Raw genomic sequence first — 15,481 nt, 5'->3', positions numbered from 1 at the left:
CTCCTACCCTTAGAGTAGACAATTCCTCAAGGGGTTGCCAATCGGTTAGGTTGTCGGCGGCGGAGGGAGAAGAGGTCGCGGACGGGTGCATGCACGCCGTTCGAGGAAAGTCCGGGCTCCGCAGGGCACGGCGCCGGGTAACGCCCGGGCGTCGCAAGGCGACGGAAAGTGCCACAGAGAGCAGACCGCCGATGGCGGCTTGCGACCCGCAAGGGTTCAGGCGCACAGGCAAGGGTGAAAGGGTGGGGTAAGAGCCCACCGCGTCTCCTGGAGACAGGGGCGGCACGGCAAACCCCGCCGGGAGCAAGGCCAAGCAGGAACGAGCGGCGGCCCGTCGCGTTAGAGTTCCGGGTAGGCCGCACGAGGCCTCGGGTAACCGCAGGTCCCAGATAGATGACCTCGCCGCGGGCCTGGCCCGCCGGTGACAGAACCCGGCTTATCTCCCTCCGCCTCACTTCATTGCAGCACCGAGAGCAGCAGCACCGAGAGCAGCAGCACCGAAAGGGAAAAACCTTGGCTCCAGCGTCTCGCGCGACGATGAGGCTCGAACTCCGCGAGCACACGCTCGACAACGGGTTGCGAGTGGTCCTGCAGCCCGATGCGTCCGCTCCCCTCGTCGCCGTTCACGTCATGTACCATGTGGGATCGAAGAACGAGCGCGCCGGCCGCACCGGCTTCGCGCACCTCTTCGAGCATCTCCTCTTCCAGGGATCCGAGCACGTGGCGAAGGAGCAGCACTTCAAGCTCGTGCAGGATGCCGGCGGCACGCTCAACGGGACGACGTGGTTCGACCGCACGAACTACTTCGAGACCCTGCCCGCGAACGAACTCGATCTCGGCCTGTGGCTGGAGTCCGACCGCATGGGGTTTTTCAAGCCCGGGATCACGCAGGAGAAGCTCGACAACCAGCGCGAAGTCGTGAAGAACGAGCGGCGGCAGTCGTACGAGAACCGCCCCTACGGCCTCGCGTTCGAGACCTTGCTCGAGCGCGCCTACGACGAGGGGCACCCCTACCGTCATCCGACCATCGGCTACATGCCCGACATCGACGCGGCCCGGCTCGAGGACGTCCACGAGTTCTTCGACCTTCACTACGGTCCCAACAACGCGACCCTCGTACTCGTCGGCGATTTCGATCCGCGCGAAGCCCTGGATCGGGTCGAGGCCTGGTTCGGCGAGATTCCCGCGCGACCCGTGGCGCCGCGTCCGGACGTCCCCCTGCCGGCGCGAGGCGGAGAGCGGCGCGCGCTCCTTCCGGACCGCGTTCAGATGCCCCGCGTGTACCTCCTGTATCATTCGCCGCGCTACGCGGACCCCGACTTCGAGGCCGTCGTCACCCTCAACTACCTGCTCGCCGACGGGAACAGTTCCCGCTTCGAGAAGTCGCTCGTGTACGAAAAGCAGATGGCGGCCGACGTGACCTCCTTCACGTGGCCGACCGAGAGCGCCGGAATGTGCTTCGTCGTCGCGACCGCCCGCCCCGGCGTCGCCGCCGCCGACCTGGAGACGGAAGTGAGGGACGTCATCGATGACCTGCTCCGCGGCGGCGTCGAAGAGGAAGAAATGGAAGGGGCGCGCAACCGCGCCCGGCGCGGGCTCCTGAACGGGCGCGCGGGCTTCGGCGACCGGGCGGACGCGATCGCGCATGCCGCCGTGTTGCGCGGGGACGCCGGCTACGTGAACGACGCTTTCGCGCGCTACGGAGCCGTAGCCCGCCCGGACGTGGAGCGCGTGGCCCACACCGTGTTCGACCCGCGCGGCCTCACGGTCCTCCACGTCGTGCCCGAAGAGGGCGCGGAGGGCGCGGAGGGCCCGGACGCAACGGATGCGGCGGACACGACGGAGGAGACGCCGTGACGAACCCCCGAACCGCGACCCCCGACCGCGCCGGGCGTCCGGCGCCGGCCGCTCCGCGCGCGCTCGCGCTGCCGCGCTTCGAGCGGCACACGCTCCCCAACGGCCTGCGGGTCGAGCACGCCGAGCGACGCGGTCTGCCCGAAGTATCGCTCCACCTCGTCCTCGAATGCGGCGCGGGCGTCGAACCGCCGGCACTCGGCGGTCTCGGCGAACTGACCGCCCGGCTCCTCACCGCCGGCACCCCCGGCCGGGACGCCATCGAGATGGCGCGCTGGCTCGACCGCCTCGGCGTCGGCTACCGCGCGACGGTGGGCTACGCCGTCGGGGCCGTCTCCATGCACTTCCTGTCGGAGGTGTTCGAGGACGCCCTGGAGTTCCTCGCCGCCACCATCCTCGATTCCGGGTTCCCCGAGCACGAAGTCGAACGCATCCGCCGCGAGCGCATCGATGAAATCGAGCGCCAGGCAGACGATCCGGCGACCGTCGCGGGCCTTGCCACCATCGCCGAACTCTACGGCGACCGCCTGTACGGCCGCCCGGTCGCCGGCACCGCCGCCACCGTGTCGGAGATCGGCCCGGAAGCCGTGCGGGAGTTCCACGCCGCGCGCTATCGCCCCGGAGGCGCCCTCCTCATCGCGTGCGGCGACCTCGACCGCGAGCGTCTCATGTCCGCGGCGGAGACGCTTTTCGGCGGCTGGAGCGGCGAGACCGCCCGTGTCCCGGCCCCGGAAACGCCGGTGCCGCGGGCGAACGACCTCATCCTCATCGACCGGCCCGGCAGCGCCCAGAGCGAGATCCGCGTCGCGACGGTGGGCGCCCCCTACAACACCGCGGACCACTACGCGATCATCGTGGCCAACGCGATCCTCGGCGGCCTCTTCAACTCCCGGATCAACCTCAATCTGCGCGAAGAAAAAGGGTGGACCTACGGGGCGAGATCGAGTTTCCGGTTCCGCCGGGGCGCGGGACCCTTCGTCGCGCGGACGGCCGTCGAGTGCGCCCGGACCGGACCCGCGTTCGAGGAGATCCTGGGCGAGATCGAGACCATGCGCACCACGCCCGTCACCGCCGACGAAATGAAGCTGGCCCGCAACGCCCTGACGCTCTCCCTCCCGCTCCAGTTCGAGACCGCGGTGCAGATTTGCGGCAAGGTGAGCCGTCAGCGCGTATTCGGCCTCGCCGACGATTACTGGGAGACGTACCGTTCGCGCATCGAGGCCGTGACGGCGGACGAGGTGCGGGAGGTTTGCCGCAGGTACCTCGACCCCGACCGCCTCACACTCCTCGCGGTCGGCGACGCGGCGACGGCCGCGCCCACGCTCGATGGCTTCGAGCCCGTGGACGTGCGGTCCGTCTCGTGAGCACGCCGTGACCGACGCCCCGACCGGCGGCGCGCGCGAAGGCGCCGGGCGCGGCGTCTCGACGGGCCGCGTGGACGGAGAGCGCGTCTACTCCGGCCGCAGGGTCCACGTCGACGTGGATCGCGTGCGATTCCCGGACGGGTCCATCGGCCGGCTCGAATTGATCCGCCACTCCGGCGCCGCCGCCGTCGTCGCGCTGGACCTTCCCGGGCCTTCCGGCGTGGCCGGCGCCGCGCCGCCGCGCGAGCCCGTCGTCACGCTGGTGCGTCAATACCGGTACGCCGCCGGCGGCTTCATCTGGGAGGTGCCGGCCGGCAACCTGGAGCCCGGCGAGCCCCCCGAGGCGTGCGCTCTGCGGGAACTGGAAGAGGAGGCGGGGCTGCGTGCCGGACGCCTGGAGCGGCTGGCCTCCGTACACACGACGCCGGGTTTCACGGACGAGGTCATCCACCTCTTCGCGGCGTGGGATCTGGAGGCGGGGGAGACGAGTCACGAGGCGAGCGAGTTCATGGATGTGCATCGGCTGCCCCTGCGCCGTACCATCGAGATGATCGATGCGGGAGAGATCAGCGACGGCAAGACCATCTGTGCGCTGACCCTCGCGGCGCGCTGGGTTGCCCGCCGGATGGATCGAATCGGCGGCAACGGGGTTTAACGCGCCGAACTCGCCTGCAAAGGAAGCGGCATGGACACGAAGCCGAACCTCGAAGTCGTGAGGCAATACGCGGCGCCGGAGGAGATGGAACCACTCGGGCGCGGGGAGTTGAAGCGCCTCGAGGATGCCGAACTCGTCACCCATTACCTCGGGGGGCAGCGCTTCGCGTTCAACGAGATTGCCGAGCGCTATCAGGACCGCCTGCTCAACTTCATCTACCGCACCATCGGAGACCGGGACCGTGCCGAGGATCTCGTGCAGGAGACCTTCGTGCGCGTCTACCGGCACCTCCACCGGTTCGATCCCGCACGGAAGTTCTCAACCTGGATCTATACGATCGCCAGCAACCTGGCGAAGAACGAATTGCGGAACCGGGCGCGCAACCCGCTGGTACTCTTCCATACGCTCAGGAAGAGTTGGGAAGCCGACCATCGGCCGCTTGAATTCGAGGATACGGCCTACCGGCCCGACGACCTGTTCCGCAAGCGGCGTGTGCGCGAACAGGTCGAGGCCGCGGTCGCGGAACTTCCCGAGCATCACCGTGTCGTATTCGTGCTGCGCGAACTGGAAGGGAAGAGCTACGAGGAGATTTCGGAGATCACGGGAGTGACGCTGGGCACCGTCAAGTCGCGCCTGAATCGGGCGCGGAACCGGTTCGCCTGCATCATCGCCCCGATGCTCGATTGAATCGCTCGATTGAATCCCGGCGCCAGGCCCGCACGGCCGGACCGCCGCAAGGAACCCTGGCACGCAGTTCAGAGTAGATGAGCCCGGATGGACGTTTTTCGTGATGGTGCAATGATGGTTTGCAAAGAGTTTATCGACCGACATACCGAATACCTCGACGGTGCGCTTGCCCCTGGCGAGCACCGTCGTTTCGACACGCATCTGGAGGATTGCAAGTCGTGTCGACGCTATCAGCGGGTCCTGACTCGCGGGCTCGCCGTCTGGCGAGCTCTGCCTCGCGTCGCCACCTCTCCGGACTTCCTGCCCCGCCTGCAGCACCGCCTCTACCACGTCGACGAGTCTCCGAAGCGGTCCTGGCGAGGCCAGTTCGGCCGGGCCGCGGCCATCGCCGTGGCGTCGGCGGGACTCTTCACGCTCGGCGTGTCGAACGGAAGCCAGCCTCTGCTCGTCGAAGTGCAGCTTCCGCCCGTGATGGCGGACGTGCCGGCGGAGACGGTCGCCGAGAGCCAGGGGAGCCGGTTTGCCGACGACCCCTACGTGCCGGACTGGTTCCTCGCCCCGTTCGCTCCCGCGCTCGATGACGGGGGCGGGCTGTTCGGTTCGACGTACGCCGTGCCGATCGCGACAAGCGACTCCATCCCCCTGCCGGTCGAGCGACGCACCGGCCAACTCGACGAGTCTCGCTGACCCACCGCCGCGGTCCGCGGCACGGGTCTCTTTCGGCGCCGTGAGCGCGCCCCTCGACCCGCGGCTCTCGCGAGCCCTGGGCAAGGCCCCCCCCACCGGAGCCTGGTTCCTGCACGGAGACGCGATCCGCCTGCGGGACGAAGCCGCGCAGCAGCTCGTCGAGGCGGCCGTCGACCCGGCCACGCGCGACTTCAACTACGACCAGTTCCGGGCCGAGGACGTGACGGACGAGCAACTCGCCGCCACCCTGGCCATGCCCCCGATGATGGCGGAGCGCCGCGTCGTCTTCGTGCGCGACGTCGAGCGGCTGGGAACGAAGGCCCGCCAGGTCCTGCAGCGGGCCGCGGCGGCGGCTCCCCCCGACCTCGCCCTCATCGTGACGGCGCGCATCCCCAAGGGGTCGCGCGCGGCCTTCTACCGCGACCTCAGGAAGAACTGCCGCACGCTGGAGTGGAGTACGCCGCGGGCGGCGGAGATCCCGGGCTGGATCCACGATCGGGCGCGGAGGCGCTGGAACTTCGACCTCTCGCCGGCGGCGGCCCAGTGGATCGCCGGAGCCGTCGGGTCGGACCTCTCGACGCTGGACGCCGAGCTCGAGAAGCTCGCCTCGCTTCCCGCCGACCGCCGCACCGACGCGGACATCCGCGACGTCGTTCCCCGGACTCATCGGATCGATCGCTGGAGCTGGCTCGATCTCGTGGCTTCGCGCGACTACCGGCGCGCCTTGCGCGAGTTGGAAAACGTGCTCACTTCGGAGCGGGGGGTTGGGCTGGTCGCCGGACTTGTGGAACAGCATCTTCTGCTTGGTCTGGCCCTCGAAGCGGGACCCGCCGGCCTGCGAGCCGCCCTGTCGGAGACCGGACGCGGCTATCTCTCCTGGAAGGCGAACGCCTACGCGAAGCAGGCGAGGGCATGGACCGTACACGAACTCGATCACGCGCTGCGGGCGCTCCACCGCGCCGACCGGCACCTCAAGTCGGGGCGGGGAGACCGGGCGGTTCTCGCCGAGACGCTCCTGCAACTGGCGCAGGCGGGAAACGCCGGAAGATGACCCGGAGCCGCCGGAACCGCCGAAGCCGCGGAGGGCGCCCGGGCCATGGGAGCCGCCGCGCGTGGGCGCCGGCGCTGCTCGCCGGCGCGTCGCTGTGGGGGCTTTCCGTCCCCTCTCCCGCGCAGGCCGCGCAAGCCGCCACTCCCGTGGACCTGGATCATCTCGAGGCACGGATCGAGGCCGGGAGGTTCGAAGGCGCCGCCGAGGCGATAGAAGGCTGGCTCGCCGCGGTGGGGCGGAACGCGGCTCGCGGCGACGTCGTGCGCGCGCGATACCTTCGGGCGCGCCTCCTGACGGACCCGGATTCCGCCCGCGCGGAACTCCTCTCCGTCGCCATGGACGGCGGCTCGCGCTACGGATCCCGAGCATGGCTGCGGCTCGCACAACTGGACCTGGCGCTCGGCGAACCCTCTCGGGCGGCGGCCGACCTCGAGCGCCTGCGGGCGGACCATCCGCGGAGCGCCGAGGCGGTCGCGTCCTGGTATTGGACGGCGCGGACGTTCGAGGACCGGGGCTTCCTCGACCGGGCGTGCGAAGCGTGGCAACGGGGGGCCGCGGAGGGCCGGCGCGTCGGCGCCGCGTCGATCACGCTCCTCGCGGAAGCCTCGGCGCGCGGCTGCGCGCCGGGCGGCCCGCGCTTCGCGATCCAGGTCGCCGCGTTCTCGCGCCGGGATCCGGCGGAGGAGGTGCGGGGACAGCTGGAAGCCGCCGGCTTCTTCTCCCGCGTCGTCGAGCAAGACGGGTTCCACCGCGTCCGGCTGGGCCGCTTCGCCCGCCGGGAAGCGGCGGAGAGCCTCGCGCGCCGACTCCTGGACGCGGGCTTTGAGCCCGCCATCATCCCCGTCGTCTCGTGAGGCGATGATGGCCGCGGCCAACCCGGACTCGAGTGCGTACTCGCCGCTCATCCGGCAGTATCTCGACATCAAGTCCCGCCACCCCGATTCGCTCCTCTTCTTCCGGGTGGGCGATTTCTACGAGATGTTCTTCGAGGACGCGGAGGAGGGGAGCGGCCTGCTGGGGATCACCCTCACCGCCCGCAACAACGGCGGAAAGCGGGACGTTCCGCTCGCGGGCGTCCCCGTGAAGGCCGTGAACGAGTATGTCTCCCGCCTGCTCGAGATGGGCCGCCGCGTGGCGATCTGCGAGCAACTCGAGGACCCGGCGGAGGCCCGGGGGATCGTGCAGCGGGACGTCGTCGAGATCATCACGCCGGGCACGGTCCTCGAGGACAGGCTCCTCCCGGCGAGCCGCAACAACTACGTGGTCGCGATCGCCGGAGATGCCCCGTTCGGGCTCGCCGTCGTCGACCTCTCGACCGGCGAGTTCGAGCTCCGCGAGGTGGCCGCCGCGGATCTCAACGACGAACTCGGGCGACTCGAGCCCGCCGAGATCGTGATCCCCGAGGAGACGGAGGCGCCCGCCGGACCCTGGCATCTGACCGCGCGGCCCGCCTGGCGCTTCGACGCTTCGCTCGGGGACGAGCGGCTCCGGGAATGGTTCGGCGTCGCCTCCTCGTCCGGCTTCGGCCTCGATCCCGCGCGCGACCCGCTTCTCCTCGCGGCGAGCGGCGCGCTCCTCGGCTACCTGGACGAAGTGCGGCCGGCGGGCCTCGACCACCTGCGGCCGCCGCGCGTGGATCGAGCGGGACGCGTGATGTACCTCGACGAGATGACCCGGCGGAACCTCGAACTCGTGGAACCCCTGCGCCCCGGCGAGGGGGCGTCGCTCCTCGCCCTCATCGACCGCACGCGGACGCCGATGGGGGCGCGCCTGCTGCGCCGGCGCCTGCTGCGCCCGCTCGTCGTCCCCGACGAGATCGCGGTCCGCCTCGACGCCGTGCAGGAACTCCTCGAGCGGGCGGAGGAGCGTGAACGCGTTCGAGGCGCGCTCCGCCCGATCCGCGATCTGGAGCGGCTCGCCGCCCGCGTCTCCACCGGACGGGCGGCGCCGCGGGAACTCCTCGGCCTCGGCCTCTCGCTCGGCGCGCTGCCCGGGCTGGCGACCGCCCTCGCGCCGCTGGAGGCCGGCCGGCTCGCCGAGCTTCGTTCCGGCTTCGATCCGCTCCGGGACGTGGCGGCCCGCATCGACGAAGCCATCGACCCCGACTCTCCCCACGCCCTCAAGGACGGCGGCGTGATCCGGAGCGGCTTCTCCGCCGAACTCGACGAACTGCGCGGCGTGCGCGGCAGCGCCGTCGATTTCATCGCCGGCATGCAGGTGAGGGAGCGCGAGCGCACCGGCATCGACACGCTGAAGATCGGGTTCAACCGGGTGTTCGGGTACTATCTCGAGGTCACGCGCTCGAAGCTCGACCGCGTGCCGGAGGAGTGGACCCGCAGGCAAACGCTCACCAACGCCGAGCGGTATCTCACGCCCGAACTCAAGGAGTGGGAGGCGAAGGTGCTCGGGGCCGACGATGAGATCGCGAAGCTCGAGGCCCGGCTCTTCCACGAGCTGCGAGACGCCGTCGCCGCCGAGGTCGGGCGGATTCAGGCGACCGCCGCCCAGGTCGCCGAGATCGACTTCCTCGCCTGCCTCGCCGAGGTCGCCGCCGCCGAGGACTACGTGCGTCCGCGGCTCAGCGACGACATCGCCTTCGACATCGAAGAGGGCCGGCACCCCGTCGTCGAGGCCGCGGCCGCGAGGGACACCTTCATCCCGAACGACATGCGGCTGGACGACGAACGCCGCATTCTGATCGTCACCGGCCCGAACATGGCGGGGAAATCCACAGTGCTGCGCCAGGCGGGGCTCATCGCGCTCCTGGCGCACATCGGTTCCTTCGTCCCGGCTCGCCGAGCCCACATCGGGGTATGCGATCGCGTGTTCACGCGCGTGGGCGCCAGCGACAACCTCGCGGCGGGGCAGAGCACCTTCATGGTGGAGATGACGGAAACCGCGACCATCCTGCACGGCGCCACCGAGCGCTCGCTCGTCCTGCTCGACGAGATCGGGCGGGGCACGTCGACGTACGACGGCCTCTCGATCGCATGGGCGGTGACCGAGCGGCTGCACGAACTCGGAGCCCGCACGGTGTTCGCGACCCACTACCACGAACTCGTCGGCCTCGCGGAGTCGCTGCCGCGCGCGGCCGCCTTCAACGTCGCGGTGCGGGAGACCGGTCAGGACATCGTCTTCCTCTACCGGTTGCAGCCGGGGGGCTCCGACCGTTCCTACGGCGTGCACGTCGCCCGGCTGGCCGGACTGCCCCCCGACGTCGTCGGGCGCGCCGCCCGCATCCTGCACATGCTCGAGAGCGGGCCGTGGGGCGCCGGCGGCCGCGGAGCCGTGCTGGCCGAGGCGGGACTGGGGCAACTCTCCCTCTTCGAGGCCCCCGCTCCCGCCCCGGGCCCCGATGGCGACCCGCCGCCGTCCGGCGCGCCCGATCCCGCCGAAAGCGCGGACATCGCCGCGGCCCGCGAGGTGCTCGAGAAGCTGGCCGGGATCGACCTCGATGGGATGACGCCGCTCGAGGCGCTGAACACGCTCGCCGAATGGAAGGCGTTCGGCGATGCATAGCACGCGGGCGGTCAGGTCGGGTGTCCTCGCGGTCCTCGCCGCCCTCGCCGGCGCCGCGTCCACCGGGTGCGCGGACGATCCGAGCCCCGAAGTCGGAGCGCTGCGCGTGGACCAACTCCGCGAAGGCGGCTTCGTGTGGCCCGTGCTCGAGCCCGCGTCGTCCCCCGCGTTCCCCTACCCGGCCGCCGCCCTCGAGGAGGGGGCGGGCGGAGACATCCTCCTCCGCATTCGGATATCCGATGCGGGACGCGTCGACTCCGTCTCGGTCGTGACCTCGTCGGGGCATGCCGTGCTCGACTCGGCCGCGGTGGAAGGCGCCCGCCTCCTCCGGTACCGGCCGGCGCAGCACGGCGGCGCCCCGACCGCCATCTGGGCGCGACTCCCCATCCGCTATCCCGTGCCGGCGTCCGGTGGCTGACCGCCGTCCGCGCGTCGGCGTCCTCTTCGGCGGCGAGTCCCCGGAGCACGAAGTGTCGCTCCGGTCGGCGAAGAACGTGATCGAGGCGATCGACCGGGAGCGCTACGAGGTCGTGCTCATCGGCATCGATCGCCGCGGCCGGTGGCATCTCGCCGACGAATCGCGCTTCCTGCGGCACGCCTCGGATCCGCGGCGCATCCGCCTCCCCGACGCGCCGGTCAGGCTCGCCGTGACCCCCGGCCGCCGCCCTCGGATCGTACCCGTCGTCCCGGACGGTCCCGAGGACCCCGGCCGGCGCGAGGGGCCCGGTGAGGGCCGCCCGGAGCCGGCCGGGTTGCCGGAACTGGACGTCGTCTTTCCCGTCCTGCACGGCCCCTTCGGCGAGGACGGCACCGTACAGGGACTCCTGCGGCTTGCGCACCTGCCGTTCGTCGGGCCCGGGATCCTCGGCTCGGCCGTCTGCATGGACAAGGATGTGGCCAAGCGGCTGCTGCGCGACGCCGGCATCCCCGTCGCGCCCTTCATCACCGTCCTTTCCCGGCGCGAACCCCCCTCCTGGGACGAGGCCGTGGCCGCGCTCGACGCCCCCATCTTCGTCAAGCCGGCGAACATGGGATCTTCCGTCGGCGTCTCGAAGGTCGACACGGACTCCGACTACCGGCGGGCGCTCGACGAGGCGTTTTCCTTCGACACCAAGGTGCTCCTCGAACGGACGATCCGGGGCCGCGAGATCGAGATCTCCGTGCTGGGGAACGAGGCCCCCGAGGCCTCGATCCCGGGGGAGATCGCCCCCACGCACGCGTTCTACTCCTACGAGGCGAAATACCTGGATCACGACGGTGCGGACCTGCTCATTCCCGCGGACCTCGATGCCGAGACCACCGCGCGGGCCCGCGACATCGCCGTCCGGGCCTTCCGCGCGCTATGCTGCGAGGGGATGGCGCGCGTGGACCTCTTCCTCGCGGCGGAGGCTTGCGGCCCGCTCCCGGCCGGTTCACTGGTGGTGAACGAGATCAACACTCTTCCGGGCTTCACCCGGATCAGCATGTACCCCAAGCTCTGGGCTGCGAGCGGCGTGTCCTACCCCGAACTCGTCGACCGTCTCATCCGGCTCGCGATCGAGCGCGCGGAGCGCGACGAGCGGCTCGCCTCCGCCATCGACCTCCAGGGCGACGGCGAAACGGGCGACGGCGAGGCGGGGTCGGGATGATGCGACGGCCCGCGTTCCGGAGCGGCGGCTTCCGCGGCGGCGGCATGGGCGGCGGCGTGGGCGGCGGCGGGATCCGCTTCGGCCACGGCTCTCCGATGAGTCGCTGGGTCCTGCGGCTCATGATCGCGAACTTCGTCATCTTCCTCGCCATGGCGATGCGGCTCGTGCCCGTCGCGGCGATCGACTGGCTCGGCTTCTCCGTGCCCGGCTTCCTCACGCGCCCGTGGACCCTCGTCACCTACATGTTCGTGCACGGCGGCTTCATGCACGTGTTCATGAACATGCTCGCCCTCTTCTTCTTCGGCCCGCCGCTCGAACGGAAGTGGGGCAGCCGTTTCTTCCTCCGCTTCTACCTTGTGACCGGGCTCGGCGGGGCTCTGTTCTCCGTGCTCCTCTACTCGCTCACGGGGCCGACGCTGATGGTGGGCGCCTCCGGGGCGATCTTCGGCCTCCTCGTGGCCTTCGCCCTCAACTGGCCGGACGCGAAGATCTACCTCTACTTCGTCTTTCCCGTGCCGGCGAAGTGGTTCGTGGCCGCGCTCGGCGCCTTCACGCTCCTCTCGACCGTGCAGGGATCGGCGGACGGCGTGGCGCACTGGGCGCACCTCGGCGGACTCGTGACCGGGTTCGTCTATCTCCGGTACGGGGAACGCATCGGTCGCCTCGCGCGCAGGGCCTTCTACAAGGAGCGTCCGGTGTCCCCGCGCGGGAAGGCGCGGCGTCCCGCGCCGCCTCCGCCCTCGCCCCGCCGACGGCGCCGGGCGGACGGGGATTCCCTCGATGAGGTGGACCGGATCCTCGACAAGATCCGCGCGAGCGGCATGGACTCCCTCTCCGCGCGCGAGCGCGCCTTCCTCGACGAGGTGAGCCGGCAGTACCAGCAGACACAGGAGACGGGGAAGAAGACCCGCACACATTAGCAGGCCCCGGCAATAGCGGGCCGTGGCCGTGGCAGGCCGTGGCAGTGGCCCTGCGGCTGGAGTTTTGCGCCGCCGGTTTCTACAATGTCCGCCCCGCGCGAGCCCCCGGCCGGGAGCGTCGCGCACGGAACGGCCCGTGGCCGGAGCAAGCGCCTGTCGCGGGCCGCCAGCCCCGGCGTCTTCCCAGGCAGAGTACAAGCAGAGTACAAGCAGAGTACAGGAGGTGTACATGGCGTCTGCCGCCTCGGAATATCAAACGCGGAACCTTCGCAACGTCGTCTTCTTCGGGCACGGAGGGGCGGGGAAGACGACGCTCGCGGACTCGATGTGCTACATCGCCGGCGGAGCCACGCGGAAGGGCGATGTCCAGAAGGGGAACGCGCTCACCGACTTCACGCCGGAAGAGACCGGCCACAAGATCTCGATCAACCTCGCCGTCGCCCACGCCGTCCGGAACGGCGTGCGGATCAACCTCATCGACACTCCGGGCTACCTGGATTTCCTGGGCGAAGTCGTGGCGGGGATCCGCGTGGCGGACGCCGGCATCTGCGTCATCGATGCGATCTCCGGCGTCGAAGTGGGGACGGAGAGGACCTGGGCCGCCGCGAACGCCGTGAGCCTGCCGCGGGCCGTCTTCGTCTCAATGATGGACCGGGACAACGCGGACTTCCGCAACACGCTCGGTCAGGTCCGGGACGAACTCACCTCCGCGGCGATGCCGGTCCACGTCCCCATCGGGGCGGGCGCCGACTTCAGCGGCTTCGTCGACCTCCTCACGATGAAGGCGCACACCTTCAAGGGAGGGGACAAGGGCGCGGCCGGCGTGGCCGACGCGCCCGCCGACGTCGCGTCGGAAGTGGAGGACCTCAGGGAAGAACTCATCGAGGCGATCGTGTCGGGCGATGACGACCTGCTCGAAGCCTATTTCGAGGGAGAGGAACTCGATCCCGGCCGGCTCGGCGAGGTGTTCGCGGAGGCGATCCGTTCCGGCGACATCGTCCCCGTGTTCTGCGGTTCATGCCAGACAAGCGCGGGAGTGCCGGCGCTCATGGACCGCATCGTGGAACTCTTCCCCTCGCCGGACCGGGCCGCGCCCCAGACCGCGCGCGACGGAAACGGCGAAGTGTCGCTGGAGCCGGGGGCGGCCGCGCCCACCGCGGCGCTCGTCTTCAAGACGACATCGGAACCCCACGTCGGCGACCTGAGCTATTTCCGCGTCTTCTCCGGCCGGATGGAGAACGGCGTCACGCTCGCCAACCCCGACCGTTCCGCGAGCGAGCGCATCGCGCACCTCGCGATTCCGCACGGGTCCCGCCGCATTGATGTCGACGCGCTGAACCCCGGCGACATCGGGGTCGTGACGAAACTCAAGGACACGCACACGGGCGACACGCTTTGCGACAGCGGGAGCCAGCTCTCCTTCGGCGGCATCGAGTGGCCCCAGCCCGATCTCTCCCTTGCCGTCACCGCGTGCACGCGGGCCGACGAGGACAAGATCGGCAGCGGCCTCGCGAAGCTGCACGAGGAGGATCCGACCTTCTCTTCCGGTTACGATCCCGAGCGCGGACAGACGATCATCCGCGGGCTGGGGGAGATCCACCTCAACATCTCGCTGGAGAAGATGACCCGGAAGTACGGGGTCAACGTGGACACGCACCAGCCGAACATCGCCTACCGCGAGACGATCACGAGGACGGCGGAGGGGCAGGGGCGCCACAAGAAGCAGTCGGGCGGGCGCGGCCAGTTCGGCGACTGCCACATCCGGCTCAGCCCGTTGCCGCGCGGGGAAGGGTACAAGTTCGTCGACTCGATCAAGGGCGGCGTGATCCCGACCAAGTTCGTCCCGGCCGTGGGGAAGGGGATCGGGGAGGCCTCGAGCAGGGGGGTCCTCGCCGGTTATCCGCTCGTCGACTTCCAGGCCGAATGCTACGACGGCTCGCATCACTCCGTGGACAGCTCAGACATCGCCTTCCAGATCGCGGGATCGATCGCGTTCCAGAAAGTCGCGCGGGACGCGAACCCCGTGATCCTGGAGCCGATCATGGAGATCGAGGTCGAGACGCCCGAGGAATACATGGGCGAAGTGATGGGAGACCTCAACCAGCGGCGCGGCCGCGTGCTCGGCATGGATTCGAAGGGGCGGCGGCAGGTCGTGAAAGCGCACGTCCCCCAGGCCGAACTCTACAAGTACTCCGCCGCGCTGCGCTCCCTGACGCACGGAAAGGCGACGCACACGCGCAGCCTGGCTGCGTACGAGCAGGTTCCTCCGCATGTTCAGGAGAAGGTGATCGCCGATTCGCAGCGCGACGACGATTAGGACGAGGACGAGGACGACGACCAGGAAGATGGGCGGGCGGTAGCCGGTGGCGGGCCATTCGAAGTGGTCGAAGATCAAGCGCCAGAAGGCGGTGACCGACAGGGCGAAGGGGAAACTCTTCTCCAAGCTCGGTCGCGAAATCGCCGTGGCGGCGCGGGAAGGCGGGGGAGATCCGGACTTCAATCCGCGCCTGCGGACCGCGATCGACAACGCCAAGGGCCAGCGCATGCCGGCCGACAACATCGATCGTGCGGTGCGGCGCGGGACGGGGGACCTGCCGGGCGCGAGCTTCGAAGAGGTCACGCACGAGGGCTACGCGCCGGGGGGCGCGGCGCTCTACCTCGAATGCCTGACCGACAACCCCCGCCGCACGCTGGCCGAACTCCGGCACCTGCTCGACAAGCGGGGGGGGAACCTGGGCCAGAGCGGTTCCGTCGCGTGGATGTTCGAACGCAAGGGCCAGATCCTCGTGCCCGCCGACGGGTGCGACGAGGACGCGGCGCTCGACGCGGCGCTCGAGGCGGGGGCCGAGAACTTCGAGTCCGAGGACGGGATGTACGTCGTGACGACGGCGGCGCCCGACTTCCACGACGTCCTGGGGGCGCTGCGCGACGCCGGCGTCCCCGTCGAGGAGGCGGACCTCGCGATGCTGCCCAGCAACACGGTGAAACTGGAGGGGCGCGACGCAGAGAAGGTGCTGGCCGTCCTGCATGCGCTCGACGAGCACGACGACGTGCTGAAGGTGAATACGAACGTGGATCTGGAGGAGGCGGAGGCGGCGGACTGGGAAGCTCCCTGA

The 15,481-nt window shown here is 70.2% G+C and carries 13 protein-coding genes and 1 other RNA gene; all 14 read left to right on the top strand.

All coding sequences use genetic code 11. The annotated features are described in order from the left end of the window. Window positions 1-59: 59 nt before the first annotated feature. The 14 genes from rnpB (at window position 60) to ACOGXI_RS08195 (ending at window position 15,481) form a co-directional block, all read left to right on the top strand. An RNA gene (rnpB, locus tag ACOGXI_RS08260) (RNase P RNA component class A) lies at window positions 60-454 on the top strand. Window positions 455-513: 59 nt separating this feature from the next. Beyond that, the gene (locus ACOGXI_RS08255) at window positions 514-1,857 is read left to right on the top strand and encodes a M16 family metallopeptidase (RefSeq protein WP_419938388.1); all 1,344 of its coding nucleotides are present in this window, start codon (window positions 514-516) and stop codon (window positions 1,855-1,857) included. Continuing rightward, complete coding sequence (locus tag ACOGXI_RS08250) at window positions 1,854-3,218, top strand: M16 family metallopeptidase (protein ID WP_419938387.1); 1,365 nt, start codon at window positions 1,854-1,856, stop codon at window positions 3,216-3,218. The genes ACOGXI_RS08255 and ACOGXI_RS08250 overlap by 4 nt, the downstream gene beginning before the upstream one ends. Window positions 3,219-3,225: 7 nt before the next feature. Continuing rightward, window positions 3,226-3,873, top strand: a complete 648-nt coding sequence (locus ACOGXI_RS08245; RefSeq protein ID WP_419938386.1) for an NUDIX hydrolase — start codon at window positions 3,226-3,228, stop codon at window positions 3,871-3,873. Between the two features lie 30 nt (window positions 3,874-3,903). Further along, window positions 3,904-4,560: a sigma-70 family RNA polymerase sigma factor gene (locus ACOGXI_RS08240; RefSeq protein WP_419938385.1), complete on the top strand. Its 657-nt coding sequence runs from the start codon at window positions 3,904-3,906 to the stop codon at window positions 4,558-4,560. A gap of 111 nt (window positions 4,561-4,671) precedes the next feature. Continuing rightward, window positions 4,672-5,247 carry an anti-sigma factor family protein gene (locus ACOGXI_RS08235; protein WP_419938384.1) on the top strand — a complete coding sequence of 192 codons (576 nt, stop codon included), beginning with the start codon at window positions 4,672-4,674 and terminating at the stop codon, window positions 5,245-5,247. A 40-nt stretch (window positions 5,248-5,287) separates the two neighbouring features. Next, a complete protein-coding gene (gene holA / locus ACOGXI_RS08230) occupies window positions 5,288-6,298 on the top strand; it encodes a DNA polymerase III subunit delta (protein ID WP_419938383.1) in 1,011 nt (336 codons plus the stop codon). After that, window positions 6,295-7,152 carry an SPOR domain-containing protein gene (locus ACOGXI_RS08225; RefSeq protein WP_419938382.1) on the top strand — a complete coding sequence of 286 codons (858 nt, stop codon included), beginning with the start codon at window positions 6,295-6,297 and terminating at the stop codon, window positions 7,150-7,152. Before holA ends, ACOGXI_RS08225 begins: the two co-directional genes overlap by 4 nt. A gap of 4 nt (window positions 7,153-7,156) precedes the next feature. After that, entirely contained in the window at window positions 7,157-9,817 is a 2,661-nt protein-coding gene (mutS, locus tag ACOGXI_RS08220) for a DNA mismatch repair protein MutS (RefSeq protein ID WP_419938381.1), read from the top strand. Then, on the top strand, window positions 9,810-10,235 hold the full coding sequence (locus ACOGXI_RS08215) for a TonB family protein (RefSeq protein WP_419938380.1): 426 nt from the start codon (window positions 9,810-9,812) through the stop codon (window positions 10,233-10,235). The genes mutS and ACOGXI_RS08215 overlap by 8 nt, the downstream gene beginning before the upstream one ends. After that, window positions 10,228-11,445 carry a D-alanine--D-alanine ligase gene (gene ddlA, locus ACOGXI_RS08210; protein ID WP_419938379.1) on the top strand — a complete coding sequence of 406 codons (1,218 nt, stop codon included), beginning with the start codon at window positions 10,228-10,230 and terminating at the stop codon, window positions 11,443-11,445. The genes ACOGXI_RS08215 and ddlA overlap by 8 nt, the downstream gene beginning before the upstream one ends. Further along, complete coding sequence (locus tag ACOGXI_RS08205) at window positions 11,442-12,365, top strand: rhomboid family intramembrane serine protease (RefSeq protein ID WP_419938378.1); 924 nt, start codon at window positions 11,442-11,444, stop codon at window positions 12,363-12,365. Before ddlA ends, ACOGXI_RS08205 begins: the two co-directional genes overlap by 4 nt. A gap of 229 nt (window positions 12,366-12,594) precedes the next feature. Then, entirely contained in the window at window positions 12,595-14,682 is a 2,088-nt protein-coding gene (gene fusA / locus ACOGXI_RS08200; RefSeq protein ID WP_419938377.1) for an elongation factor G, read from the top strand. 46 nt (window positions 14,683-14,728) lie between these two features. Further along, on the top strand, window positions 14,729-15,481 hold the full coding sequence (locus tag ACOGXI_RS08195) for a YebC/PmpR family DNA-binding transcriptional regulator (protein WP_419938376.1): 753 nt from the start codon (window positions 14,729-14,731) through the stop codon (window positions 15,479-15,481).

Origin of the sequence: Candidatus Palauibacter sp., from assembly GCF_965208055.1 — a bacterium.
GTDB lineage: Bacteria > Gemmatimonadota > Gemmatimonadetes > Palauibacterales > Palauibacteraceae > Palauibacter.
This window is presented reverse-complemented; position numbering and strand designations above follow the sequence as displayed.

Bases quoted from the DNA above. Each gene is read 5' to 3' on its own strand.
- ACOGXI_RS08205 (WP_419938378.1), top strand. From the start codon at position 11,442: ATGATGCGACGGCCCGCGTTCCGGAGCGGCGGCTTCCGCGGCGGCGGC.
- ACOGXI_RS08215 (WP_419938380.1), top strand. From the start codon at position 9,810: ATGCATAGCACGCGGGCGGTCAGGTCGGGTGTCCTCGCGGTCCTCGCC.
- ACOGXI_RS08240 (WP_419938385.1), top strand. From the start codon at position 3,904: ATGGACACGAAGCCGAACCTCGAAGTCGTGAGGCAATACGCGGCGCCG.
- mutS (WP_419938381.1), top strand. From the start codon at position 7,157: ATGATGGCCGCGGCCAACCCGGACTCGAGTGCGTACTCGCCGCTCATC.
- ACOGXI_RS08235 (WP_419938384.1), top strand. From the start codon at position 4,672: ATGATGGTTTGCAAAGAGTTTATCGACCGACATACCGAATACCTCGAC.
- ACOGXI_RS08225 (WP_419938382.1), top strand. From the start codon at position 6,295: ATGACCCGGAGCCGCCGGAACCGCCGAAGCCGCGGAGGGCGCCCGGGC.
- fusA (WP_419938377.1), top strand. From the start codon at position 12,595: ATGGCGTCTGCCGCCTCGGAATATCAAACGCGGAACCTTCGCAACGTC.